Here is a 21,302-nt window from a genome sequence, read left to right on the forward strand (position 1 = left end):
CCAGCAGAGGGTCAGCGCACGACGATGCCACGACTGGCCAGATAGGCCTTGGCTTCCGGCACTGTGTATTCGCCGAAGTGGAAGATGCTCGCCGCCAGCACGGCGTCGGCCTTGCCTTCGAGGATGCCGTCGGCCAGGTGCTGCAGGTTGCCGACGCCGCCGGAGGCGATCACCGGCACCCGCACCGCCTCGCTGATGGCGCGGGTCACGCCGAGGTCGTAGCCGCTCTTGACGCCGTCCTGGTCCATGCTGGTGAGCAGGATCTCGCCGGCGCCCAAGCCTTCCATCTTGCGCGCCCACTCCACCGCATCCAGGCCGGTCGGCTTGCGCCCGCCGTGGGTGAAGATCTCCCAGCGGCCCGGCTCGCCCGGCGCGGACACGCGCTTGGCGTCGATGGCGACGACTATGCACTGCGAGCCGAAACGCGCCGCGGCCTCGCCGACGAACTCGGGGTTGAACACCGCGGCGGTGTTGATCGACACCTTGTCGGCGCCGGCATTGAGCAGGTTGCGGATGTCCTGCACGGTGCGCACGCCGCCACCGACGGTGAGCGGGATAAACACCTGGCTGGCCATGCGCTCGACCGTGTGCAGGGTGGTGTCGCGACCGTCGACGCTGGCGGTGATGTCGAGGAAGGTGATCTCGTCGGCGCCCTGCTCGTCGTAGCGACGGGCGATTTCGACGGGGTCCCCCGCGTCGCGGATATTCTCGAACTTGACGCCCTTGACCACGCGGCCGTTGTCCACGTCCAGGCAAGGGATGATGCGTTTGGCCAGTGCCATGGCGACTTCTCTCGTAGGGTGCGCGGTGCGCACCGGTAACCCGTCAGGGGTGCGCACGGCGCACCCTGCCCAACTCTCAGCCCTTGAAGCTGTCGCAGAAGGCCTGCGCTTCGGCCACGTCCAGGGTGCCCTCGTAGATGGCACGGCCGGTGATGGCGCCGATGATGCCGGGCGAGCGCGCCAGCAGCAGCTTCTCGATATCGCCGAGGTTGTGGATGCCGCCGGAGGCGATCACCGGAATCTTGCTGGCGGCGGCCAGCGCGGCGGTGGCTTCGACGTTGCAGCCCTGCATCATGCCGTCCTTGGCGATGTCGGTATAAACGATTGCCGAGACGCCGTCGGCCTCGAAGCGCTTGGCCAGGTCGGTGGCCTGCACGCTGGACACTTCGGCCCAGCCGTCGGTGGCGACGAAACCGTCCTTGGCATCCAGACCGACGATCACCTTGCCGGGGAAGGCCTTGCACGCCTCGGCGACGAACTCGGGCTCTTTCACCGCCTTGGTGCCGATGATCACGTAGCTGACCCCGGCGCGCACGTAGTGCTCGATGGTCTCCAGGGTGCGGATGCCGCCGCCGATCTGGATCGGCAGGTTCGGGTAACGCTTGGCGATGGCGGTGACCACCTCGCCGTTGACCGGCTGCCCCTCGAAGGCGCCGTTAAGATCGACCAGGTGCAGCCGACGGCAGCCGCCCTCGACCCACTTGGCGGCCATGCTCACCGGGTCATCGGAGAACACCGTGGAGTCTTCCATACGGCCCTGACGCAGACGCACGCAGGCGCCGTCCTTCAGATCGATAGCGGGGATAATCAGCATCGGTTGAACCTGCTCAAGTTTGAATACGGTAAGGCGCTCAGCTTTTCTCGAGCGCCCAGAGGTCGCTCTCGATGCTGTCGAACCTGTCCTTCAGGTGCGCCTGCACGTCGAGAATCGCCTTGTTGTAGTAGTGCGGTGCCAGCTCGCGCGTGATCAGGTCGAGCACTTCCTGCACCTCGAAGGTGCCCAGCTGCAGCTCGAAACGCTGGTCGAGAAAGCGCTGCAACAGCAGCAGCGCGGCCTGCTCCTGGGCAGGCTCCAGCGCCAGGCTCGGCACCTTGGCGCGCGCCATTACCAGCGGCCATCCCAGGCGGCGAAGTTCTGCAGCAGCTGCAGGCCGTGGGTATGGCTCTTCTCCGGGTGGAACTGCACGGCGAAGCGCGAACCCTCGGCCAGCGCGGCGGCGAAGTCCTTGCCGTAGTGACCGCGACCGACCACCTGCTGCGGCTTGCCGGCCTCGATGTAATAGCTGTGCACGAAGTAGAAGCGCGCGTGATCCGGAATGTCGTGCCACAGCGGGTGCTTGACCGTCTGCGCCACCTCGTTCCAGCCCATGTGCGGCACCTTCAGGCGCTCGCCGTCTTCGCTCAGGTCCTTGCCGAAGAAGCGCACCTGGCCGGGGAACAGGCCGATGCAGTCGACGCCGTCGTTCTCCTCGCTACGCTCGAGCAGCGCCTGCATGCCGACGCAGATGCCGAGGAAGGGACGGTCGGTGCTGACCTCGCGCACCAGCTCGTCGAAGCCCAGGCGCCTGATCTCGGCCATGCAGTCGCGGATCGCGCCGACCCCGGGGAACACCACGCGGTCGGCCTCGCGGATCACCTTGGCGTCCGAGGTCACCAGCACGCGGCCGGCGCCGACGTGCTCCAGCGCCTTGGCCACCGAGTGCAGGTTGCCCATGCCATAGTCGATTACGGCTACCGTCTGCATTTACAGGCAGCCCTTGGTCGACGGCATCTGCCCGGCCATGCGCGGATCCAGCTCCACGGCCATGCGCAACGCGCGGCCGAAGGCCTTGAACACGGTCTCGATCTGGTGGTGGGTGTTGTGCCCGCGCAGGTTGTCGATGTGCAGGCTGACCAGGGCGTGGTTGACGAAGCCCTGGAAGAACTCCTGGAACAGGTCGACGTCGAAGTTGCCGACCACGGCGCGGGTGAAGGGCACGTGCATCTGCAGGCCGGGACGGCCGGAGAAGTCGATCACCACGCGCGACAGCGCTTCGTCCAGCGGCACGTAGGAATGGCCGTAGCGGGTCATGCCCTTCTTGTCGCCGACGGCCTTGGCGAAGGCCTGGCCGAGGGTGATGCCGACGTCCTCGACGGTGTGGTGGTCGTCGATATGCAGATCGCCCTTGCACTCGATATCGAGGTCGATCAGGCCATGGCGGGCGATCTGGTCGAGCATGTGCTCGAGAAAGGGCACGCCAATATCGAATTTGGCCTTGCCGCTGCCATCCAGGTTGATCGAGACCTTGACCTGGGTCTCCAGGGTGTTGCGCTCGACGAATGCCGTACGTTCGGCCATCACCAGCTCCACAAATTGCCAACGGAAAAAGGCCAGCATTATAGGCGGGCCAGGGGCCGTGCGGCTACCGGCGGCGGTCGGATCGCCAGGCCATGGGCGCGATAGCCGGCCGTGACGAGCCAGCCCGGCGGCGCCGCGGGCTCACCCGCCGGACACCGGCACTCGCATCGGCCGCGCCAGCAAGCGCCACAGCCAGCCCAGGCTGGCCAGGCCAGCGAGCGCGACCGCCAGTGCCCAGCCCCACTGTCCCGGCGCCAGCCACTGCGCCCAGGCCAGCGCCAGCGCGGCCATGGCCAGCTGGCGCGCCAGCTCCAGGCGCCAGAAGGCGCGCCCCTCGAACAGCAGGCCGAGGCTGACGCAGCCGGCGAGGATCAGCCCCGCCAGCAGCCAGGGCTCCCAGAACGCGGCACGCGTCAGGCTGAGCAGGAAACCCAGGGCCAGCGCGTTGATCAGCAGAAACTGCACCAGGGCGTAGGCCTTGAGTGCGGCCGGGTAGGCGCAGTCGAACTTCTCCGCGTCCATCTTCGGCCAGGGCAGCTGGCGCACGTCGGCCGGGCGCCAGCCGGTGGGCATCCACCACAGGCGCAGGCGATCCCACCAGGAGCGGGTGGCCCGCGCATCGGCCCAGAGCAGACGCCACCAGGAGAACTGCAGGCGGATCGGGTCGAAGGTGCGCACCGGCGTGGTCACCCCGTAGCGCACCGGCTCGCGCTCCTCGGCAAAGGTGCCGAACAGCTTGTCCCAGAGGATGAACACGCCGCCGTGGTTCTTGTCGATGTAGCAGTCGTTCTGCCCGTGGTGCACGCGATGCAGCGAGGGCGTGACCAGCACCCGCTCCAGCCAGCCGAGGCGGCCGACGTGCTGGCTGTGAATCCAGAACTGATAGCCCAGCTGCACGCCGAGCAGCAGCAGGAACAGCGGCAATGGCAGGCCGAGCAGCGCCAGCGGCAGGTAGAAGGGCCAGTCGAAGGCGGTCTGGAAAGCGCCCTTGCGCAGCGCGGTGGAGAGGTTGAAGTCCTCGCTGGAATGATGCGGCTGGTGCGCGCCCCACAGCAGGTTGTAGCGATGCAGGCTGCGGTGCGCCCAGTAGAAGCACAGGTCCACCGCGACGAAGCCGAGCAGCCAGGTCCAGGGCGAGGCCGCGTCCAGCGTCCACAGCCGCGCGTGCTCGTAGAGCCAGGCATAGGGCAGGATCAGCAGCAGGCGCAGCGGCCCCTCCAGCAGCAGGCGCAGCACCGCGGTGTTGACGCTGGTGGCGGCGTCGGCCAGGCGCCAGGTGTGGCGGCCGCTGTGCCGCTCGTAGGCCAGCTCCAGCAGGATCAGCAGGATGTACAGGGGCAAGGCGAGTACCGCGACGTTCATGGCCACCTCGTGCTTCTTGTTATGCTGCCAGCCTAATCCGCGAACGCCACCCGCGCGGCAGCCAAACCCGCCAAACAGCAGCACCGAACACGCCATGCACAGCATCGACACCCTGATCATCGGCGCCGGCGCCCTCGGCCTGGCCTGCGCCGCGCGCCTGGCCGAAGCCGGCCGCGACACGCTGATCCTCGAAGCCGAGGGCCTGATCGGCAGCCACGCCTCCAGCCGCAATTCCGAGGTGATCCACGCCGGCCTCTACTATCCGCCCGGCTCGCTCAAGGCCGAGCTGTGCCTGGAGGGCCGCGAGCGCCTGTACGCCTGGTGCGCGCAGCACGGCGTGGCGCAGCGGCGCATCGGCAAGCTGCTGGTGGCGGTGGAAGAAGACGAGATCGCCAGGCTCGAGGCCCTCGCGGCCAACGCCGAGGCCTGCGGCGTGGGCGACCTGCAGGCCGTCGACCAGACCCGCCTGCGCGAGCTGGAACCGGCGCTGCGCGGGGTGCGCGCGCTGCTCTCGCCGAGCACCGGGATCATCGACAGCCACGCCTACCTGCAGTCGCTGCTGGCGGTGGCCGAGAGTCGTGGCGCGCAGCTGATCCTGCACAGCCGCGTCGAGCGCCTGCGCCGCGACGACGACGCCTGGCTCGCCAGCGGCCACAGCGCCGGCGAGCCGTTCGAGCTGCGCGCGCAACGGGTGGTCAACGCCGGCGGCCTGTTCGCCCAGTGCCTCGCCGCCACGCTCGGCGGCCTGCCGGTGCCGCCGCTGCATTTGTGCCAGGGCCGCTACTTCGGCTACAGCGGCCGCGCGCCGTTTTCCCGGCTGATCTACCCCATGCCGGAAGCCAACACCGCCGGCCTGGGCATCCACGCCACCCTCGACCTGGCCGGCCAGCTGCGCTTCGGCCCCGACGTGCACTGGCTGGACGCCCTCGACTACCGGGTCGACGAGCGCCTGCGCGCGCCCTTCGCCGCCGCCATCGGTCGCTACTTCCCGGCGCTCGACGCCGCGCGTCTGCACCCCGGCTACGCCGGCGTGCGCGCCAAGCTCAGCGGCCCGGGGGAACCGCCCGCCGACTTCCTGATCCAAACCCCTGCCGATCACCGCCTGCCCGGCCTGGTCAATCTGTTCGGCATCGAGTCGCCGGGGCTGACCGCCAGCCTGGCCATCGCCGAGCGGGTCGCCGCGGCCCTGTAACGCTATACTCGGCGCCCATATCGACGGCCGCCCGCGCCCGACGCGCAGGCCGCCCGCAATCCGTTATCGAAACAAGGACTCGTCCATGAAAGCGCTCGGCAAGATCCTGGGTCTCTTCCTCCTCGGGCTGCTGCTGCTCATAGTGGCGCTGCTGTTCGCCCTGACCCACCTGTTCGCCCCCAACGACTACAAGGACGAGATCCGCCAGCTGGCCCGCGACAAGGCCAACCTGGAGCTGCAGCTCAAGGGCGATATCGGCTGGAGCCTGTTCCCCTGGCTGGGCCTGGAGCTGACCGACGCCACCCTGGCCAGCGCCGACACCCCGGAGCAGCCCTTCGCCGACCTGCGCCTGCTCGGCCTGTCGGTGCGGGTGCTGCCGCTGCTGCGCAAGGAAGTGCAGATGAGCGACATCCGTGTCGACGGCCTCAACCTCAACCTGCAGCGCGACGCCAAGGGCCGCGGCAACTGGGAAGGCATAGGCAAGCCGGCGCAGGCCAGCGCAGCGGCGCAAACGCCGAGCGAACAGCCGCCAGCCAGCGACGCCCCGAGCGAGACGAAGACCGACAAGCCCGCCGGCCAGCCGATCAAGCTGGATATCGACAGCCTGACCCTGAGCAACTCGCGCATCGACTACCACGACGCGCAGCAGGATCAGCAATTCACCCTGGAAAACATCGAGCTGAAGACCGGCGCCATCCGCGAGGGCGCGGCCATCCCGCTCAAGCTCGGCGCCTTCTTCGGCACCAACCAGCCGCTGCTGCGCGCGCGCAGCGAGCTGGAGGGCCAGCTGCGCTTCGATCGCGCGCTCAAGCGCTACCAGTTCGAAGACCTCAAGCTGGCCGGCGAAGCCTCGGGCGAGCCGCTCAAGGGTAAGACGCTGAACTTCGCCGCCCAGGGGCAGCTGCTGGTCGACCTGGCGGCCAACGTCGCCGAATGGAACGGCCTGAAACTGTCCGCCAACCAGCTGCGCGCGCTCGGCGAGCTGAAACTGCGCGAGCTGGACAAGGACGCCAAGCTGGCCGGTGGCCTGTCCATCGCCCCGCTCAACCTGCGCGAATTCCTCACCGGCATCGGCGTCGAACTGCCGGCCATGCAGGACGCCGACAGCCTCGGCCAGTTCGAACTGGCCAGCCGCCTGAGCGGCTCGACCAAGGGCGTGATGCTGGAAGAACTCAACCTCAAGCTGGACGGCAGCACCTTCACCGGCAGCCTTGGCGTGGCCGACTTCGCCCGCCAGGCGCTGCGCGCCGACCTCAAGGGCGACAAACTCGACCTCGACCGCTACCTGCCGCCGCAAGCCCAGGACAGTGCCGGCGCCGCACGCAAGGCCGAGGTCAAGGACAGCATCGCCGGCGCCGGCAAGGACGGCACCACGCCGCTGCCCAAGGCGCCGACCCAGCAGGCCTGGAGCGACGAGAAGGTGCTGCCGGTGGACCAGCTGCGCAAGCTCGACCTGCAACTGGCACTGGGCCTGGGCCAGCTGACCTACGACAAGCAGCAGTTCGAGGACGTCCGCATCAAGGCCAACGGCCGCGGCGGCCTGATCAGCCTGGAAGAGGCCCGCGGCAAGCTGCAGGGCGGCAGCTTCGTCAGTACCGGTCGCATCGACGTGCGCCAGGCCGAGCCGATGCTCAGCCTGGAGCAGCGCCTCAGCCGTATGCCGCTGGAGCCGCTGCTGAAGAAGGACGGCCAGCCCTCGCCGATCAAGGGCCTGCTCGACCTCGACGCCAAGTTCAATAGCCGCGGCAACAGCCAGAAGGCCTGGATCGAAGCGCTCAACGGCAACGCCAGCTTCGTCCTCAACGACGGCGTGCTGGTCGACGCCAACCTCGAACAGCAGCTGTGCCGCGGCATCGCCACCCTCAACCGCAAGGTGCCGAGCAACCCGCCGACCGGCAAGGACACGCCGTTCCGCGAACTCAAGGGCAGTCTCAACGTGCGTGACGGCGTCGCCCACAACCCCGATCTCAAGGCGCTGGTGCCGGGCCTGGCGGTCAGCGGCAAGGGCGACCTCGACCTGCGCGTGCTCGGCCTCGACTACCAGGTCGGCATCACCCTCGAGGGCGACCAGCGCGAAATGCCCGACCCGGCCTGCCAGGTCAACGAGCGCTACGTCGGCATCGAATGGCCGCTGCGCTGCCGCGGCCCGCTGGAACTGGGCGCCAAGGCCTGCCGCCTGGACCAGGATGGCCTGGGCAAGATCGCCGCGCGCCTGGCCGGCAACAAGCTGACCGAGAAGCTGGAAGAGAAGCTCGGCGACAAGGTCAGCCCGGACCTGAAAGACGCACTCAAGGGCCTGTTCAACCGATGAGCCCCGAGCAGTTCAACGGCGCCGTGCTGGCCTGGTACGACCAGCACGGGCGCAAGGATCTGCCCTGGCAGCAGAACATCACCCCGTATCGCGTCTGGGTGTCGGAAATCATGCTGCAGCAGACCCAGGTCAGCACCGTGCTCGGCTACTTCGACCGTTTTATGGCCGCGCTGCCGACGGTGCGCGACCTGGCCGAAGCGCCGGAAGACGAAGTGCTGCACCTGTGGACCGGCCTGGGCTACTACACCCGCGCGCGCAACCTGCAGAAGACCGCGCAGATCGTCATGCGCGAGCACGGCGGCGAGTTTCCCCGCAGCGTCGAGGCGCTGGCCGAGCTGCCCGGCATCGGCCGCTCCACCGCCGGCGCCATCGCCAGCCTGAGCATGGGCCTGCGCGCGCCGATCCTCGACGGTAACGTCAAGCGCGTGCTGGCGCGCTACGTCGCGCAGGAGGGCTATCCCGGCGAGCCGAAGGTGGCCAAGCAGCTGTGGGACGTCGCCGAGCGCCTCACCCCGCACGAACGGGTCAACCACTACACCCAGGCGATGATGGACCTGGGCGCCACCCTCTGCACCCGCAGCAAGCCCAGCTGCCTGCTGTGCCCGGTGCGCAGCGGCTGCCAGGCCCATCTGCTCGGCCTGGAAATCCGCTACCCAATAGCCAAGCCGCGCAAGGCACTGCCGCAGAAGCGCACCCTGATGCCGCTGCTGGTCAACGCCGCCGGCGACATCCTGCTCTATCGCCGCCCCTCCACCGGGCTGTGGGGTGGGCTGTGGAGCCTGCCGGAACTGGACGACCTCGAGCAGCTCGCAGACATCGGTCAGCAGCAACAGCTTGAGCTTGGCGAGCGCCAAGAGCTGGAAGGCCTGACCCACACCTTCAGCCACTTCCAGCTGGCCATCGAACCCTGGCTGGTGCGGGTGACCGAGCAGCCGAGCCGCGTGGCCGAGGGCGACTGGCTCTGGTATAACCTCGCCACCCCGCCGCGCCTGGGCCTCGCCGCCCCGGTGAAGAAGCTGCTGAAACGCGCGGCGCAAGCCATCAATGCTGGAGAACCGACATGACCCGCACCGTGCTGTGCCGCAAATACAAACAGGAACTGCCCGGCCTGGATCGCGCGCCCTACCCCGGCCCCAAGGGCGAGGACATCTTCGCCAACGTCTCCAAGCAGGCCTGGGACGAGTGGCAGAAACACCAGACCATGCTGATCAACGAACGCCGGCTGAACATGATGAACGCCGAGGACCGCAAGTTCCTGCAGACCGAGATGGACAAGTTCCTCTCCGGCGAGGAATACGCCCAGGCCGAAGGCTACGTGCCGCCGAGCGAATGAGGATCCAGGGTGCGCACGGCGAACCCTACCCGCCACGCACCTAAGCGCCCGTAATAATTAAATATTTTTCAAACCCGCGCTTGACACTGATCCTTCAAATCCGTCTAATAGCGCCCCGTTGGCCCAGGTAGCTCAGTTGGTAGAGCAGGGGATTGAAAATCCCCGTGTCGGCGGTTCGATTCCGTCCCTGGGCACCATGAATAGCAAACGAAGAGCCTCAGCCCTGTGCTGGGGCTTTTTGCTTTCTGCCTCCGGCGATTTCCCCGCGCCATTGTTTCGCCTGCGCGACAAGCAGCTGCAGCCAGGCGACACCCCGCCCCTGGAGCAAGCCATAGGCCAGCAAACGGCTTGGCGGTCACGGAAACGCTATGCTAGCTTGGCCGCCAGCCAGGACGGCCCGCTGCACGCCGGAGCGCTTTCGAAGAAGAAGAGGATCACACCCCATGGCCGAGGCGACGCCCGCGCTGGAAATCCGCAACCTGCACAAACGCTACGGCGACCTCGAAGTGCTCAAGGGCATTTCCCTGACGGCCAAAGACGGCGACGTCATCTCCATTCTCGGCTCCTCCGGCTCCGGCAAGTCCACCTTCCTGCGCTGCATCAACCTGCTGGAAAACCCGCACCAGGGACAGATCTTCGTCGCCGGCGAGGAGCTCAAGCTCAAGACCGCGAAGAACGGCGACCTGGTCGCCGCCGACAACCGGCAGATCAATCGCCTGCGCAGCGAGATCGGTTTCGTCTTCCAGAATTTCAATCTGTGGCCACACATGAGCGTGCTCGACAACATCATCGAGGCGCCGCGCCGCGTGCTCGGCCAGAGCAAGGCCGAGGCCATCGAGGTGGCCGAGGCGCTGCTGGCCAAGGTCGGCATCGCCGACAAGCGTCACGTCTACCCCAACCAGCTCTCCGGCGGCCAGCAGCAGCGCGCGGCCATCGCCCGCACCCTGGCCATGCAGCCGAAGGTGATCCTGTTCGACGAGCCCACCTCGGCGCTGGACCCGGAGATGGTACAAGAAGTGCTTAACGTGATCCGCGCGCTTGCCGAGGAGGGCCGCACCATGTTGCTGGTCACCCACGAAATGAGCTTCGCCCGCCAGGTGTCCAGCGAGGTGGTGTTCCTCCACCAGGGCCTGGTCGAAGAACAGGGGCCACCGGCCCAGGTATTTGACAACCCGCTATCGGCACGCTGTAAACAATTCATGTCCAGCAATCGCTAACACGGAGCAACATGCATGCAGAACTATAAGAAGATCCTGCTGGCCGCGGCCGCCACCCTGGCCTTCGGCACCAGCGCTGTCGCCGCCGACAAGCTGAAACTCGGCACCGAAGGCGCCTACCCGCCCTTCAACCTGATCGACGCCAGCGGCAAGGTCACCGGCTTCGACGTGGAAATCGGCCAGGCGCTGTGCGCCAAGATGCAGGCCGAGTGCGAGGTGGTCACCTCCGACTGGGACGGCATCATCCCGGCCCTCAACGCCAAGAAGTTCGACTTCCTGATCGCTTCGATGTCGATCACCGAGGAGCGCAAGGCGGCGGTGGACTTCACCGAGCCCTACTACACCAACAAGCTGCAGTTCATCGCGCCCAAGTCGGCCGACTTCAAGACCGACGAAGCCAGCCTCAAGGGCAAGGTGATCGGCGCCCAGCGCGCCACCATCGCCGGCACCTGGCTGGAGGACAACCTGGGCAAGGTGGTCGACATCAAGCTGTACGACACCCAGGAAAACGCCTACCTCGACCTGGCCTCCGGTCGCCTCGACGGCGTGCTGGCCGACACCTTCGTCAACTGGGAATGGCTCAAGAGCGACGCCGGCAAGGACTTCGAGTTCAAGGGCGACCCGGTATTCGACAACGACAAGATCGGCATCGCCGTGCGCAAGGGCGACCCGCTGCGCGAGAAGCTGAACACCGCGCTGCAGGCCATCATCGCAGACGGCACCTACAAGCGGATCAACGACAAGTACTTCCCGTTCAGCATCTACTGACCTGACGGCACCGCGTCGCCACCCGGCGGCGCGGCTACCCGAGCCCTCCGATGATTTTCGATCTCCACGGATTCGGCCCCGCCCTGGCCGCCGGCACCCTGATGACCATCCAACTGGCGCTCTCCGCGCTGGCGGTGGGCCTGGTGCTCGGCCTGCTCGGCGCGCTGGCCAAAACTTCGCCGTACAAGCCGCTGCAGTGGCTCGGCGGCAGCTACTCGACCATAGTCCGCGGCGTGCCCGAACTGCTCTGGGTGCTGCTGATCTACTTCGGCACGGTCAACCTGATGCGCAGCCTGGCCGACCTGCTCGGCATCGAGAGCCTGGAGCTCTCCGCCTTCGCCGCCGGCACCATCGCCCTCGGCCTGTGCTTCGGCGCCTACGCCACCGAGGTGTTCCGCGGCGCCATCCTGGCCATCCCCAAGGGCCACCGCGAAGCCGGCCTGGCCCTCGGCATGTCCAAGGGACGCATCCTCTGGAAGCTGATCCTGCCGCAGATGTGGCGCATCGCCCTGCCCGGCCTGGGCAACCTGTTCATGATCCTGATGAAGGACACCGCGCTGGTGTCGGTGATCGGCCTGGAAGAGATCATGCGCCGCTCGCAGATCGCCGTGACCGCCAGCAAGGAGCCCTTCACCTTCTATATGGTCGCCGCCTTCATCTACCTGGGCCTGACCGTTCTCGCCATGATCGGCCTGCATTTCCTCGAGAAGCGCGCCAGCCGCGGCTTCGTCCGGAGCGCCTCATGAACTGGGAAGTCATCATCAAATGGCTGCCGCGCCTGTCCGAAGGCGCGCTGCTGACCCTGGAGCTGGTGGCCATCGCCGTCATCGCCGGCCTGATCCTCGCCCTGCCCATGGGCATCGCCCGCGCCTCCAAGCACTGGTACGTGCGCGCCCTGCCCTACGGCTACATCTTCTTCTTCCGCGGCACGCCGCTGCTGGTGCAGCTGTTTCTGGTCTACTACGGCCTGGCCCAGTTCGACGCCGTGCGCCAGGGCCCGCTCTGGCCCTACCTGCGCGACCCCTACTGGTGCGCGATCATCACCATGACCCTGCACACCGCCGCCTATATCGCCGAGATCCTGCGCGGCGCCATCCAGGCGGTGCCGCCGGGCGAAGTGGAGGCGGCGCGCGCGCTGGGCATGTCGCGGGCCAAGACCATGCTCTACATCGTCCTGCCGCGCGCCGCGCGCATCGGCCTGCCGGCCTACAGCAACGAGGTGATCCTGATGCTCAAGGCCAGCGCCCTGGCCAGCACCGTGACCCTGCTGGAGCTGACCGGCATGGCGCGCACCATCATCGCCCGCACCTACCTGCCGGTGGAGATCTTCTTCGCCGCCGGGCTGTTCTACCTGGCCATCGCCTTCGTCCTGGTACGCGCCTTCCGCCTGCTGGAACGCTGGCTGCGCGTCGACGCCTGCCAGGGCCGCTGAGCAGCGCCGGGCCGTCGCCCCTCGACGGCCCGCCGCGCAAAACCTAGAATCCGCGGCTCCCGGTTCCGCCCGCCGCGTACCATGACCGAGCCCATCCTCTCCGCCGAGCAGCTGCTCGCCCGCTTCCAGGCGCTGGACGTCTTTCTCGTCCGCCACCAGGCGCTGTGGCGGCCCAAGCCCTTCGTCCAGCTGCAACTGCCCTGGGAGCGCGAACTGCCGCAGCTGGCCGCCTGGCTGCGCGCACGCACGCTGCAGCAGGCCGAGGCCAGCCACGGCAGGCCCTGGGAGCTGGACGCACCGGCGCCCTTCGCCGAACTCGCGACCCAGGCCAAGGCGCTCGCCGCATTGGGCGAACTGCCGCAGACGGCGATCGACGCGCGCCCGGCCCGCCTCGCCGTGGACATCCCCGGACGCAAGCTGCAGCAGATCCAGGCCTTCGCCAGCCGCCTGCAGTTCGCCACACCGGCCGGCCACTGGCTCGACTGGTGCGCGGGCAAGGGCCATCTGGGCCGCTGGCTGGCGCATGAGGGGCAACGCCTGACCTGCCTGGAATACGATCCCGCGCTGGTGGCATCCGGCGCCGCCCTGAGCCACCGCCAGGGCCTGGACGCCCGCCATCTGCAGCAGGACGTGCTCGCCGCCAGCGCCGCCGGGCACCTGCTGGCCGAGCATACGCCGGTGGCCCTGCACGCCTGCGGTGACCTGCACGTGCGCCTGCTGCAGCTGGCCAGTGCGCGCGGCTGCCGGCAACTGGCGGTGGCGCCCTGCTGCTATAACCGCATCGCCACGCCGCACTACCAGCCGCTGTCCACGGCTGCCCAGGGCTCGTCCCTGCAGCTGTCGCGCGACGACCTCGGCCTGCCGCTGAGCGAAACCGTCACCGCCGGCGCCCGCGTGCGCCGCCAGCGCGACCAGTCGATGGCCTGGCGCCTAGCCTTCGACCTGCTGCAGCGCCAGTTGCGCGGCGTCGATCAATACCTGCCCACCCCGCCGTTGGCCGCCGACTGGCTGGCCAAGCCCTTCGCCCGCTTCTGCCACGACCTCGCCGCCCTGCGCGGCGTGCCGACTCCCGGCGCACAGGACTGGGCCGAACTGGAAGCCCGCGGCTGGCAGCGCCTGGCCGAGGTGCGCAACCTGGAACTGTTGCGCCACCTGTTCCGCCGCCCACTGGAACTCTGGCTGCTGCTCGACCGCGCCCTGTATCTGCAGGAGCAGGGCTATGCGGTTCGACTGGGCAGCTTCTGCGACTACCGGCTGAGCCCGCGCAATCTGCTGCTGCTGGCCGAGCGCGCCTGAGTTGCTCACAGAAGCTGTGGATAACTCTGTTGATGCTTTCTGGGCAAATGCCGCAAGCGCTCTGCCGAATGGCCTCGGAAACGACTGATCATTTTTTGATCAGTATTTTTAGCCTAGTAAAAACAATAACTTGCATAAATCCGTGACACACCGCACAGAGACCGTGCACGAGCGTATCAAGTGCATTGCCATTGTGCATAAGCAAAACCCTGCTGATAGCCGAGCCCGCAACCAAGCGCCCCGCATAAGCTTTACTCGCCCTTGCGAATGGATATAATGGCGGCCCTTCTGCGCCGGTATAGCTCAGCTGGTAGAGCAACTGACTTGTAATCAGTAGGTCCCGGGTTCGACTCCTGGTGCCGGCACCACTTACTATCCAAGGCCTGCATCAATGCAGGCCTTTTTCATTTTCGTAGCGCCCGATCTTCTATAGCTTGCTCGTTACGCTCCCCGGTTCCGCGAGCGCTTATAGCGAAAGGCTGCCTAACGAGAGGACGAGGACATGCGCATCCTGATCACCGGCGGCGCCGGCTTTATCGGCTCGGCTCTGATCCGTCATCTGCTGCAGCACACCGAGCACCAGGTGCTCAATCTCGACAAGCTGACCTATGCCGGCAACCTGGAGTCGCTTGCCGAAGTGGCCGCCAGCCCGCGCTACCGCTTCGTCCAGGCCGATATCGCCGACAGCGCGCAGGTGGCGCAGACCCTGGCCGAATTCCAGCCGGATGCGATCATGCACCTGGCCGCCGAATCCCACGTCGACCGCTCCATCGACGGCCCCGCCGCCTTTATCCAGACCAATATCGTCGGCACCTACGCCCTACTGGAAAGTACCCGCGCCTACTGGCTCGGCCTGAGCGAGGAGCGCAAGGCGACCTTTCGTTTCCACCATATCTCCACCGACGAGGTCTACGGCGACCTGCACGGCGTCGACGAGCTGTTCGTCGAAACCACCCCCTACGCGCCCAGCTCGCCCTATTCGGCGAGCAAGGCGGCCTCCGATCACCTGGTGCGCGCCTGGCAGCGCACCTACGGCCTGCCGGTGCTGATCACCAACTGCTCGAACAACTACGGCCCTTATCATTTCCCCGAGAAGCTGATCCCGCTGATGATCCTCAATGCCCTGGCGGGCAAGCCGCTGCCGGTGTACGGCAACGGCCAGCAGGTGCGCGACTGGCTCTATGTCGAAGATCACGCCCGCGCCCTGCTCAAGGTGGTGAGCGAGGGCCAGGTCGGCGAGACCTACAACATCGGCGGCCACAACGAACAGAAGAACCTCGACGTGGTGCAGGCCATCTGCGCCCTGCTGGAAGAGCTGGCCCCCAGCAAGCCGGCCGGCGTGGCACGCTACGCCGACCTGATCACCTATGTGCAGGACCGTCCTGGGCACGATCTGCGCTACGCCATCGACGCCGGCAAGATCCAGCGCGAACTGGGCTGGGTACCGCAGGAAACCTTCGCAAGCGGTCTGCGCAAGACCGTGCAGTGGTACCTGGCCAACCTCGACTGGTGCCGCCGCGTGCAGGATGGCAGCTATCAGGGTCAGCGACTCGGCGCACTTTAAGGAGCCTGTTGATGACCTGCTGCGCGTCGGCCCTGCTGCGTTAAAAACAGGCTCGGAATGCTCATTTACAACTCGTAAACTCCGCTTCCTCGCCTGTTTTTGCCTTGCATGGCTCTAGCTCGCGAGATCCTAAACAGGCTCCAAGGAGCAGGAACAATGAAAGGCATCATCCTCGCCGGCGGTTCCGGCACCCGGCTGCACCCCATCACCCTCGGCGTGTCCAAGCAGCTGCTGCCGATCTATGACAAGCCGATGATCTACTACCCGCTGTCGGTGCTGATGCTCGCCGGCATCCGTGAGATCCTGATCATCTCCACCCCGGAAGACCTGCCCAACTTCCAGAAGATGCTCGGCGACGGCAGCCCGTTCGGCGTCCGCCTGCAGTATGCCGAGCAGCCCTCGCCGGACGGCCTGGCCCAGGCCTTCCTGATCGGCGAATCCTTTATCGGCGACGATTCGGTGTGCCTGATCCTCGGCGACAATATCTTCCACGGCCAGCACTTCACCGAGATGCTGCTGCGCGCCGCCAGCCATGACAGCGGCGCCACGGTGTTCGGCTACTGGGTCAGCGACCCCGAGCGCTTCGGCGTGGTGGAGTTCGACGCCGCCGGCAACGCCCTGTCGATCGAGGAGAAGCCGAACCAGCCGAAGTCCAGCTATGCGGTCACCGGTCTGTACTTCTACGACAACGACGTGGTGCGCATCGCCAAGGCGGTCAAGCCCTCGCCGCGCGGCGAACTGGAGATCACCGACGTCAACAACGCCTACCTGGCGCGCGGCGACCTGCGCGTGGAGCGCTTCGGCCGCGGCTTCGCCTGGCTCGACACCGGCACCCACGACAGCCTGCTGGAGGCCTCGCAGTACGTGCAGACCATCGAGCACCGCCAGGGGCTGAAGGTCGCCTGCCTGGAGGAGATCGCCTACCAGCACGGCTGGATCGACCGCGAGCAGTTGCTGCGGCGCGCCAAGGCCTTCGGCAAGACCGGTTACGGCCAGTACCTGTACAAGCTGGCGGAGGAATGAGCATGCAGGTGATCCAGACCCGTCTGCCCGAGGTGCTGATCCTCGAGCCCCAGGTGTTCGGCGACGAGCGCGGCTTCTTCTACGAGAGCTTCAATGCCCGCCGCTTCGCCGAGGCCACCGGGGTGAGCCGCGACTTCGTCCAGGACAACCATTCGCGCTCGGCCCGCGGCGTGCTGCGCGGCCTGCACTACCAGCTGCAGCAGGCCCAGGGCAAGCTGGTGCGGGTCAGCGCCGGCGAGGTCTACGACGTGGCGGTGGACCTGCGCCGCAGCTCGCCGACCTTCGGCCAGTGGGTCGGCGCGCACCTGTCGGCCGAGAACAAGCGCCAGCTGTGGGTGCCGGAAGGTTTCGCCCATGGTTTCCTGGTGCTCAGCGAGTATGCCGAATTCCTTTACAAGACCACCGACTACTATGCCCCAGCCCATGAACGCTGCATCCGCTGGGACGATGCCAGCCTGGCCATCGACTGGCCGCTGGATGGCCTCACCCCGCAACTGTCGGCCAAGGACCAGAAGGGCCTGAGCCTGCAGGACGCCGAGACCTTCCCATGAAGATCCTGATCAGCGGCCACACCGGCCAGGTCGCCCGCGAACTGCAACTGGCCCTGCAGGGGCATGAACTGCTCAGCCTGGGTCGCCAGGCCTTCGACCTGGCGCGCCCGGCCAGCCTGCGCGAGATCATCCTGCGCGAGCGCCCGCAGCTGCTGATCAACGCCGCCGCCCATACCGCGGTGGATCAGGCCGAGCAGGAGCGCGAGCTGGCCTTCGCCATCAACGCCGAGGCCCCCGGCGTCATGGCGCAGGCTTGCGCCGAGCTGGGTATACCGCTGCTGCACTACTCCACCGACTACGTGTTCGACGGCAGCAAAGACGCGCCCTACGTCGAGAACGATGCGCCCAATCCGCTGGGCGTGTACGGCGCCAGCAAGCTGGCCGGCGAACGGGCGGTGGCGGCCAGCGGCTGCGACCACCTGATCCTGCGCACCAGCTGGGTCTACTCGCGGCACGGCAAGAACTTCCTGCTGACCATGCAGCGCCTGCTGCAGGAGCGCGACCAGCTCAGGGTGGTGGCCGACCAGATCGGCGCGCCGACCTGGGCCGGCAGCATCGCCGCCGCCACCGCCGAGCTGATCGCGGCCTGGCAGGCGGGCAACCGCCACTGGGGCACCTACCACCTGAGCTGCCAGGGCGAGACCAGCTGGTTCGGCTTCGCCCAGGCCATCGGCGAACGCCTGCGCGCCGCCGGCAGGCCCTGCGCCGAGCTGCTGGCGATCCCTTCCAGCGACTACCCGACGCCGGCGCGTCGGCCGCTCAACTCGCGCCTGGACGGCAGCAAGCTGGCGCGTGACTGGCAGGTGCGCCTGCCCGCCTGGCAGGTGGCGCTGGACGCCTGCCTGCAACGCGCGGACTGAAGGCGCCCGGCGGAATGTGCATAATGCGCCGATCATCCCGGCGCAGTTTTCCATGAGCACGACCCCCGCCTCCCCGCGACGCCCCCGCTGGCGCAGCCTGCTGCTGCTGGCGCTGCTGCTCGCGCCGCTGCTGTGGCCGGTGCACTACCTGGCCGAGCGTTACTACCGCGAGGTGCTGATCGAGCAGAACCGGCAGACCCTCGACCTCTACGTCGCCAACCTGCTCGGCACCCTGCGGCGCTACGAGGTGCTGCCGCAGATCCTCGGCGACCTGCCGGGGCTGCGCGCCGCCCTGCATGCCCCCGACGACCCCGCCGTGCTGGACAGCGCCAATCGCCTGCTGACGCGGGTGCGCGAGCAGACCGGCGCCGACGTGATCTACCTGATGACCCCGCGCGGCGTCACCCTGGCCGCCTCCAACTGGGACAAGCCGGACAGCTTCGTCGCCGGCAACTTCGCCTTCCGCCCCTACTTCCGCGAGGCGCTGGCCGGGCGCCTGGGGCGCTTCTTCGGCCTCGGCACCACCTCCGGCAAGCGCGGCTACTACTTCGCCTACGCGGTGCGCGAGAACCAGCAGAACATCGGCGCGCTGGTGGTCAAGGTCGACCTCGACCACACCGAAACCCTGTGGGGCAACACCCCGGAACAGCTGCTGGTGACCGACACCAACGGCGTGGTGATCCTCACCTCGCGCCCGGACTGGCGCTTCCACGCCAGCCGCCCGCTGGATCGCGTCGAGCAGGCCGCCATCGCCGCCAACCAGCCCTACCCGACCCAGGCGCCGCCGGCGCTGAACCTCGACCCCGGCGCCTGGCTGACGCAGAGCCGCGCACTGGAGGAAACCGGCTGGACGGTGAGCATCCTCGCCCCGCGCATCCTCCTCGACCGCCCGGTGCGCAGCGCCGTGGCGGTCGGCGCCGCCGCCCTGCTGGCACTGCTGCTGCTGCTCGGCCTGCTGATGCAGCGTCGTCGCCACTACCTCGAACGCATCGCCCTCGACAGCCGCGCCAAGGCCGAACTGGAGCAGCGCGTGGCCGAGCGCACGCACGACCTGGAGTTGCTCAACAGCCGCCTCAAGCAGGAGGTGCTGGAACGCGAACAGGCGCAGCAGGAACTGGTGCGCGCCCAGGACGAGCTGGTTCAGGCCGGCAAGCTGTCAGCCCTCGGCACCATGAGTGCGAGCATCAGCCACGAGCTCAACCAGCCGCTGGCGGCGATCCGCAGCTACGCCGAGAACGCCGCCACCCTGCTCGACCACCAGCGCGGCGAGGACGCCCGCGCCAACCTCAAGCTGATCAGCGAACTGACCGAGCGCATGGCCTCGATCATCGCCCATCTGCGCGCCTTCGCCCGCCGCGACCGCCACGCCCCGGAACGGGTGGCCCTGCAGCCGGCGCTGGACGACGCCCTGGCGCTGCTGGCCAAGCGTCGCCGGGCGATGGACGTGGAGCTGATCCGCGACCTGCCGGATGCCACCCTGTGGGTCCAGGCCGGCGAGACGCGCCTGCGCCAGGTGCTCGGCAACCTGCTCGGCAACGCCCTCGACGCCCTGGTCGCCAAGGCGCCGCCGCGACGCATCTGGATCAGTGCCCGGCAGCAGGACGACCAGCTCGAACTGCTGCTGCGCGACAATGGTCCGGGCTTCTCGACCGAATCCCTGGCCCGCGCCCGCGAACCCTTCTTCACCACCAAGACCAGCGCCCAGGGCCTGGGCCTTGGCCTGGCCATCTGCGACAGCCTGATGCGCGCCCTGGGCGGCGAGCTGCTGCTGGCCAACCACCCGGACGGCGGCGCCCTGATCACCCTGCGCCTGCGCCTCGCCAGCCCCGGCGTCAACCTGCAACCCCCGGAGGACCCCTCGCCATGACCAGCGACAGCGCCATCGACAGCCGCACCCAGGTTCTGCTGATCGACGACGACGCCCACCTGCGCCAGGCACTCAGCCAGACCCTCGACCTGGCCGGACTCAAGGTGCTCAGCCTGGGCGACGCCCAGGGCCTGGCCGCGCGCATTCCGGCCGGCTGGCCGGGGGTGGTGGTCAGCGACATCCGCATGCCCGGCATCGACGGCCTGCAGCTGCTCGCCCAGCTGCGCGAGCGCGACGCCGAACTGCCGGTACTGCTGATCACCGGCCACGGCGACGTGCCGCTGGCGGTGCAGGCGATGCGCGCCGGCGCCTACGATTTCCTGGAAAAGCCCTTCGCCAACGACGACCTGCTCGACAGCGTGCGCCGCGCCCTCGATCTGCGCCGCCTGGTGCTGGACAACCGCAGCCTGCGCCTGGCTCTGACCGATCGCCAGCAGCTGGCCGGGCGCCTGGTCGGCCAGTCGCCGGCGATGCAGCGCCTGCGCGAGCAGATCGGCGCGCTGGCCGGGATCGCCACCGACGTGCTGATCCTCGGCGAGACCGGTGCCGGCAAGGAGGTGGTGGCGCGCGCCCTGCACGACCTGTCCAGCCGCCGCGACGGCCCCTTCGTCGCCATCAACGCCGGCGCCCTGGCCGAGTCGGTGGTGGAAAGCGAGCTGTTCGGCCACGAGGCCGGCGCCTTCACCGGCGCGCAGAAGCGAAGGATCGGCAAGTTCGAGTTCGCCAACGGCGGCACCCTGTTCCTCGACGAGATCGAGAGCATGAGCCTGGACGTGCAGGTCAAGCTGCTGCGCCTGCTGCAGGAACGGGTGGTCGAACGCCTCGGCGGCAACCAGCTGATCCCGCTGGACATTCGCGTCATCGCCGCGACCAAGGAAGACCTGCGCCAGGCCGCCGATGCCGGACGCTTCCGCGCCGACCTCTACTACCGGCTGAACGTCGCGCCGCTGTCCATCCCGCCGCTGCGCGAGCGCGGCGAGGACGCCCTGCTGCTGTTCCAGCACTTCGCCGAAGGCGCCACCGCGCGCCACGGCCTGCCGCCCCGCGAACTGCAGCCGGGACAGCGCGCACTGCTGCTGCGCCACCCCTGGCCAGGCAACGTGCGCGAGCTGCAGAACGCCGCCGAGCGCTTCGCCCTCGGCCTGGAGCTGGCGCTGGACAGCAACGCGCCGAACCTGCCGCCGGTCAGCGGCGGCCTCGGCGAACAGGTCGAAGCCTTCGAGCGCGCGCTGATCGCCGCCGAACTCAGCCGCCCGCACGGCTCGCTGCGCAGCCTGGCCGAGGCCCTTGGCCTGCCGCGCAAGACCCTGCACGACAAATTGCGCAAGCACGGCCTGCATTTCTCCGGCGCTGGCGGAAGCTCGCCAGAGGACTTCGACTGACTGGCGAGAAACCGCCAACGCCAG

21 protein-coding genes and 2 tRNA genes are annotated in these 21,302 nt (G+C 68.0%); 17 read left to right on the forward strand and 6 right to left on the reverse strand.

Features of this window, described 5'->3' with window-relative positions; genetic code table 11:
- Positions 1 to 11: 11 nt before the first annotated feature.
- The 6 genes from hisF to EA796_RS18675 form a co-directional block, all read right to left on the reverse strand.
- The gene (gene hisF, locus EA796_RS18650; protein WP_004374000.1) at positions 12 to 782 is read right to left on the reverse strand and encodes an imidazole glycerol phosphate synthase subunit HisF; all 771 of its coding nucleotides are present in this window, start codon (positions 780 to 782) and stop codon (positions 12 to 14) included.
- A 76-nt stretch (positions 783 to 858) separates the two neighbouring features.
- Complete coding sequence (gene hisA / locus EA796_RS18655) at positions 859 to 1,596, reverse strand: 1-(5-phosphoribosyl)-5-[(5-phosphoribosylamino)methylideneamino]imidazole-4-carboxamide isomerase (RefSeq protein ID WP_122109694.1); 738 nt, start codon at positions 1,594 to 1,596, stop codon at positions 859 to 861.
- A gap of 37 nt (positions 1,597 to 1,633) precedes the next feature.
- Positions 1,634 to 1,888 carry a DUF2164 domain-containing protein gene (locus EA796_RS18660; RefSeq protein WP_021443391.1) on the reverse strand — a complete coding sequence of 85 codons (255 nt, stop codon included), beginning with the start codon at positions 1,886 to 1,888 and terminating at the stop codon, positions 1,634 to 1,636.
- Positions 1,888 to 2,526, reverse strand: a complete 639-nt coding sequence (gene hisH / locus EA796_RS18665) for an imidazole glycerol phosphate synthase subunit HisH (protein WP_122109695.1) — start codon at positions 2,524 to 2,526, stop codon at positions 1,888 to 1,890. Before hisH ends, EA796_RS18660 begins: the two co-directional genes overlap by 1 nt.
- On the reverse strand, positions 2,527 to 3,120 hold the full coding sequence (hisB, locus tag EA796_RS18670; protein ID WP_122109708.1) for an imidazoleglycerol-phosphate dehydratase HisB: 594 nt from the start codon (positions 3,118 to 3,120) through the stop codon (positions 2,527 to 2,529).
- Between the two features lie 141 nt (positions 3,121 to 3,261).
- On the reverse strand, positions 3,262 to 4,482 hold the full coding sequence (locus EA796_RS18675) for a sterol desaturase family protein (protein WP_158603102.1): 1,221 nt from the start codon (positions 4,480 to 4,482) through the stop codon (positions 3,262 to 3,264).
- A gap of 94 nt (positions 4,483 to 4,576) precedes the next feature.
- On the opposite strand from EA796_RS18675, the gene EA796_RS18680 reads away from it, so the two are divergent.
- The 17 genes from EA796_RS18680 (at position 4,577) to EA796_RS18760 (ending at position 21,278) form a co-directional block, all read left to right on the forward strand.
- The gene (locus EA796_RS18680) at positions 4,577 to 5,674 is read left to right on the forward strand and encodes an NAD(P)/FAD-dependent oxidoreductase (RefSeq protein WP_122109697.1); all 1,098 of its coding nucleotides are present in this window, start codon (positions 4,577 to 4,579) and stop codon (positions 5,672 to 5,674) included.
- Between the two features lie 85 nt (positions 5,675 to 5,759).
- A complete protein-coding gene (locus EA796_RS18685; RefSeq protein ID WP_122109698.1) occupies positions 5,760 to 7,985 on the forward strand; it encodes an AsmA family protein in 2,226 nt (741 codons plus the stop codon).
- Positions 7,982 to 9,049 (forward strand): A/G-specific adenine glycosylase, encoded by a 1,068-nt coding sequence (mutY, locus tag EA796_RS18690; RefSeq protein WP_122109699.1) that lies wholly within the window; start codon positions 7,982 to 7,984, stop codon positions 9,047 to 9,049. The genes EA796_RS18685 and mutY overlap by 4 nt, the downstream gene beginning before the upstream one ends.
- Positions 9,046 to 9,318: an oxidative damage protection protein gene (locus EA796_RS18695; RefSeq protein WP_004374015.1), complete on the forward strand. Its 273-nt coding sequence runs from the start codon at positions 9,046 to 9,048 to the stop codon at positions 9,316 to 9,318. The genes mutY and EA796_RS18695 overlap by 4 nt, the downstream gene beginning before the upstream one ends.
- A 121-nt stretch (positions 9,319 to 9,439) precedes the next feature.
- Positions 9,440 to 9,515 (forward strand) — tRNA-Phe (locus EA796_RS18700).
- A gap of 246 nt (positions 9,516 to 9,761) precedes the next feature.
- Positions 9,762 to 10,535, forward strand: coding sequence for an ABC transporter ATP-binding protein (locus EA796_RS18705; RefSeq protein ID WP_021444198.1), 774 nt, complete (start codon positions 9,762 to 9,764; stop codon positions 10,533 to 10,535).
- Between the two features lie 15 nt (positions 10,536 to 10,550).
- A complete protein-coding gene (locus EA796_RS18710) occupies positions 10,551 to 11,303 on the forward strand; it encodes an ABC transporter substrate-binding protein (protein ID WP_021444199.1) in 753 nt (250 codons plus the stop codon).
- Between the two features lie 50 nt (positions 11,304 to 11,353).
- Positions 11,354 to 12,049 (forward strand): ABC transporter permease, encoded by a 696-nt coding sequence (locus EA796_RS18715; protein ID WP_021444200.1) that lies wholly within the window; start codon positions 11,354 to 11,356, stop codon positions 12,047 to 12,049.
- Entirely contained in the window at positions 12,046 to 12,735 is a 690-nt protein-coding gene (locus EA796_RS18720; protein WP_021444201.1) for an ABC transporter permease, read from the forward strand. The genes EA796_RS18715 and EA796_RS18720 overlap by 4 nt, the downstream gene beginning before the upstream one ends.
- An 81-nt stretch (positions 12,736 to 12,816) precedes the next feature.
- A complete protein-coding gene (locus EA796_RS18725) occupies positions 12,817 to 14,031 on the forward strand; it encodes a methyltransferase (protein ID WP_122109700.1) in 1,215 nt (404 codons plus the stop codon).
- A gap of 292 nt (positions 14,032 to 14,323) precedes the next feature.
- A tRNA-Thr gene (locus tag EA796_RS18730) sits at positions 14,324 to 14,399 on the forward strand.
- Between the two features lie 134 nt (positions 14,400 to 14,533).
- Positions 14,534 to 15,595 (forward strand): dTDP-glucose 4,6-dehydratase, encoded by a 1,062-nt coding sequence (gene rfbB / locus EA796_RS18735; RefSeq protein WP_122109701.1) that lies wholly within the window; start codon positions 14,534 to 14,536, stop codon positions 15,593 to 15,595.
- Positions 15,596 to 15,751: 156 nt separating this feature from the next.
- Positions 15,752 to 16,618: a glucose-1-phosphate thymidylyltransferase RfbA gene (rfbA, locus tag EA796_RS18740; RefSeq protein ID WP_122109702.1), complete on the forward strand. Its 867-nt coding sequence runs from the start codon at positions 15,752 to 15,754 to the stop codon at positions 16,616 to 16,618.
- 2 nt (positions 16,619 to 16,620) lie between these two features.
- Positions 16,621 to 17,169, forward strand: coding sequence for a dTDP-4-dehydrorhamnose 3,5-epimerase (gene rfbC, locus EA796_RS18745; protein WP_122109703.1), 549 nt, complete (start codon positions 16,621 to 16,623; stop codon positions 17,167 to 17,169).
- Positions 17,166 to 18,029 carry a dTDP-4-dehydrorhamnose reductase gene (rfbD, locus tag EA796_RS18750; protein WP_122109704.1) on the forward strand — a complete coding sequence of 288 codons (864 nt, stop codon included), beginning with the start codon at positions 17,166 to 17,168 and terminating at the stop codon, positions 18,027 to 18,029. Before rfbC ends, rfbD begins: the two co-directional genes overlap by 4 nt.
- Positions 18,030 to 18,081: 52 nt before the next feature.
- Positions 18,082 to 19,896, forward strand: a complete 1,815-nt coding sequence (locus tag EA796_RS18755) for an ATP-binding protein (RefSeq protein WP_122109709.1) — start codon at positions 18,082 to 18,084, stop codon at positions 19,894 to 19,896.
- The gene (locus EA796_RS18760) at positions 19,893 to 21,278 is read left to right on the forward strand and encodes a sigma-54 dependent transcriptional regulator (protein ID WP_021442156.1); all 1,386 of its coding nucleotides are present in this window, start codon (positions 19,893 to 19,895) and stop codon (positions 21,276 to 21,278) included. Before EA796_RS18755 ends, EA796_RS18760 begins: the two co-directional genes overlap by 4 nt.
- Positions 21,279 to 21,302 lie beyond the last annotated feature (24 nt).

It is taken from the genome of Pseudomonas sp. AOB-7 (assembly GCF_003696305.1).
Lineage (GTDB): Bacteria > Pseudomonadota > Gammaproteobacteria > Pseudomonadales > Pseudomonadaceae > Aquipseudomonas.

Coding starts and splice junctions, on each gene's coding strand:
- hisF (WP_004374000.1), bottom strand. CDS start 782: ATGGCACTGGCCAAACGCATCATCCCTTGCCTGGACGTGGACAACGGC.
- hisA (WP_122109694.1), bottom strand. CDS start 1,596: ATGCTGATTATCCCCGCTATCGATCTGAAGGACGGCGCCTGCGTGCGT.
- EA796_RS18660 (WP_021443391.1), bottom strand. CDS start 1,888: ATGGCGCGCGCCAAGGTGCCGAGCCTGGCGCTGGAGCCTGCCCAGGAG.
- hisH (WP_122109695.1), bottom strand. CDS start 2,526: ATGCAGACGGTAGCCGTAATCGACTATGGCATGGGCAACCTGCACTCG.
- hisB (WP_122109708.1), bottom strand. CDS start 3,120: ATGGCCGAACGTACGGCATTCGTCGAGCGCAACACCCTGGAGACCCAG.
- EA796_RS18675 (WP_158603102.1), bottom strand. CDS start 4,482: ATGAACGTCGCGGTACTCGCCTTGCCCCTGTACATCCTGCTGATCCTG.
- EA796_RS18680 (WP_122109697.1), top strand. CDS start 4,577: ATGCACAGCATCGACACCCTGATCATCGGCGCCGGCGCCCTCGGCCTG.
- EA796_RS18685 (WP_122109698.1), top strand. CDS start 5,760: ATGAAAGCGCTCGGCAAGATCCTGGGTCTCTTCCTCCTCGGGCTGCTG.
- mutY (WP_122109699.1), top strand. CDS start 7,982: ATGAGCCCCGAGCAGTTCAACGGCGCCGTGCTGGCCTGGTACGACCAG.
- EA796_RS18695 (WP_004374015.1), top strand. CDS start 9,046: ATGACCCGCACCGTGCTGTGCCGCAAATACAAACAGGAACTGCCCGGC.
- EA796_RS18705 (WP_021444198.1), top strand. CDS start 9,762: ATGGCCGAGGCGACGCCCGCGCTGGAAATCCGCAACCTGCACAAACGC.
- EA796_RS18710 (WP_021444199.1), top strand. CDS start 10,551: ATGCAGAACTATAAGAAGATCCTGCTGGCCGCGGCCGCCACCCTGGCC.
- EA796_RS18715 (WP_021444200.1), top strand. CDS start 11,354: ATGATTTTCGATCTCCACGGATTCGGCCCCGCCCTGGCCGCCGGCACC.
- EA796_RS18720 (WP_021444201.1), top strand. CDS start 12,046: ATGAACTGGGAAGTCATCATCAAATGGCTGCCGCGCCTGTCCGAAGGC.
- EA796_RS18725 (WP_122109700.1), top strand. CDS start 12,817: ATGACCGAGCCCATCCTCTCCGCCGAGCAGCTGCTCGCCCGCTTCCAG.
- rfbB (WP_122109701.1), top strand. CDS start 14,534: ATGCGCATCCTGATCACCGGCGGCGCCGGCTTTATCGGCTCGGCTCTG.
- rfbA (WP_122109702.1), top strand. CDS start 15,752: ATGAAAGGCATCATCCTCGCCGGCGGTTCCGGCACCCGGCTGCACCCC.
- rfbC (WP_122109703.1), top strand. CDS start 16,621: ATGCAGGTGATCCAGACCCGTCTGCCCGAGGTGCTGATCCTCGAGCCC.
- rfbD (WP_122109704.1), top strand. CDS start 17,166: ATGAAGATCCTGATCAGCGGCCACACCGGCCAGGTCGCCCGCGAACTG.
- EA796_RS18755 (WP_122109709.1), top strand. CDS start 18,082: ATGAGCACGACCCCCGCCTCCCCGCGACGCCCCCGCTGGCGCAGCCTG.
- EA796_RS18760 (WP_021442156.1), top strand. CDS start 19,893: ATGACCAGCGACAGCGCCATCGACAGCCGCACCCAGGTTCTGCTGATC.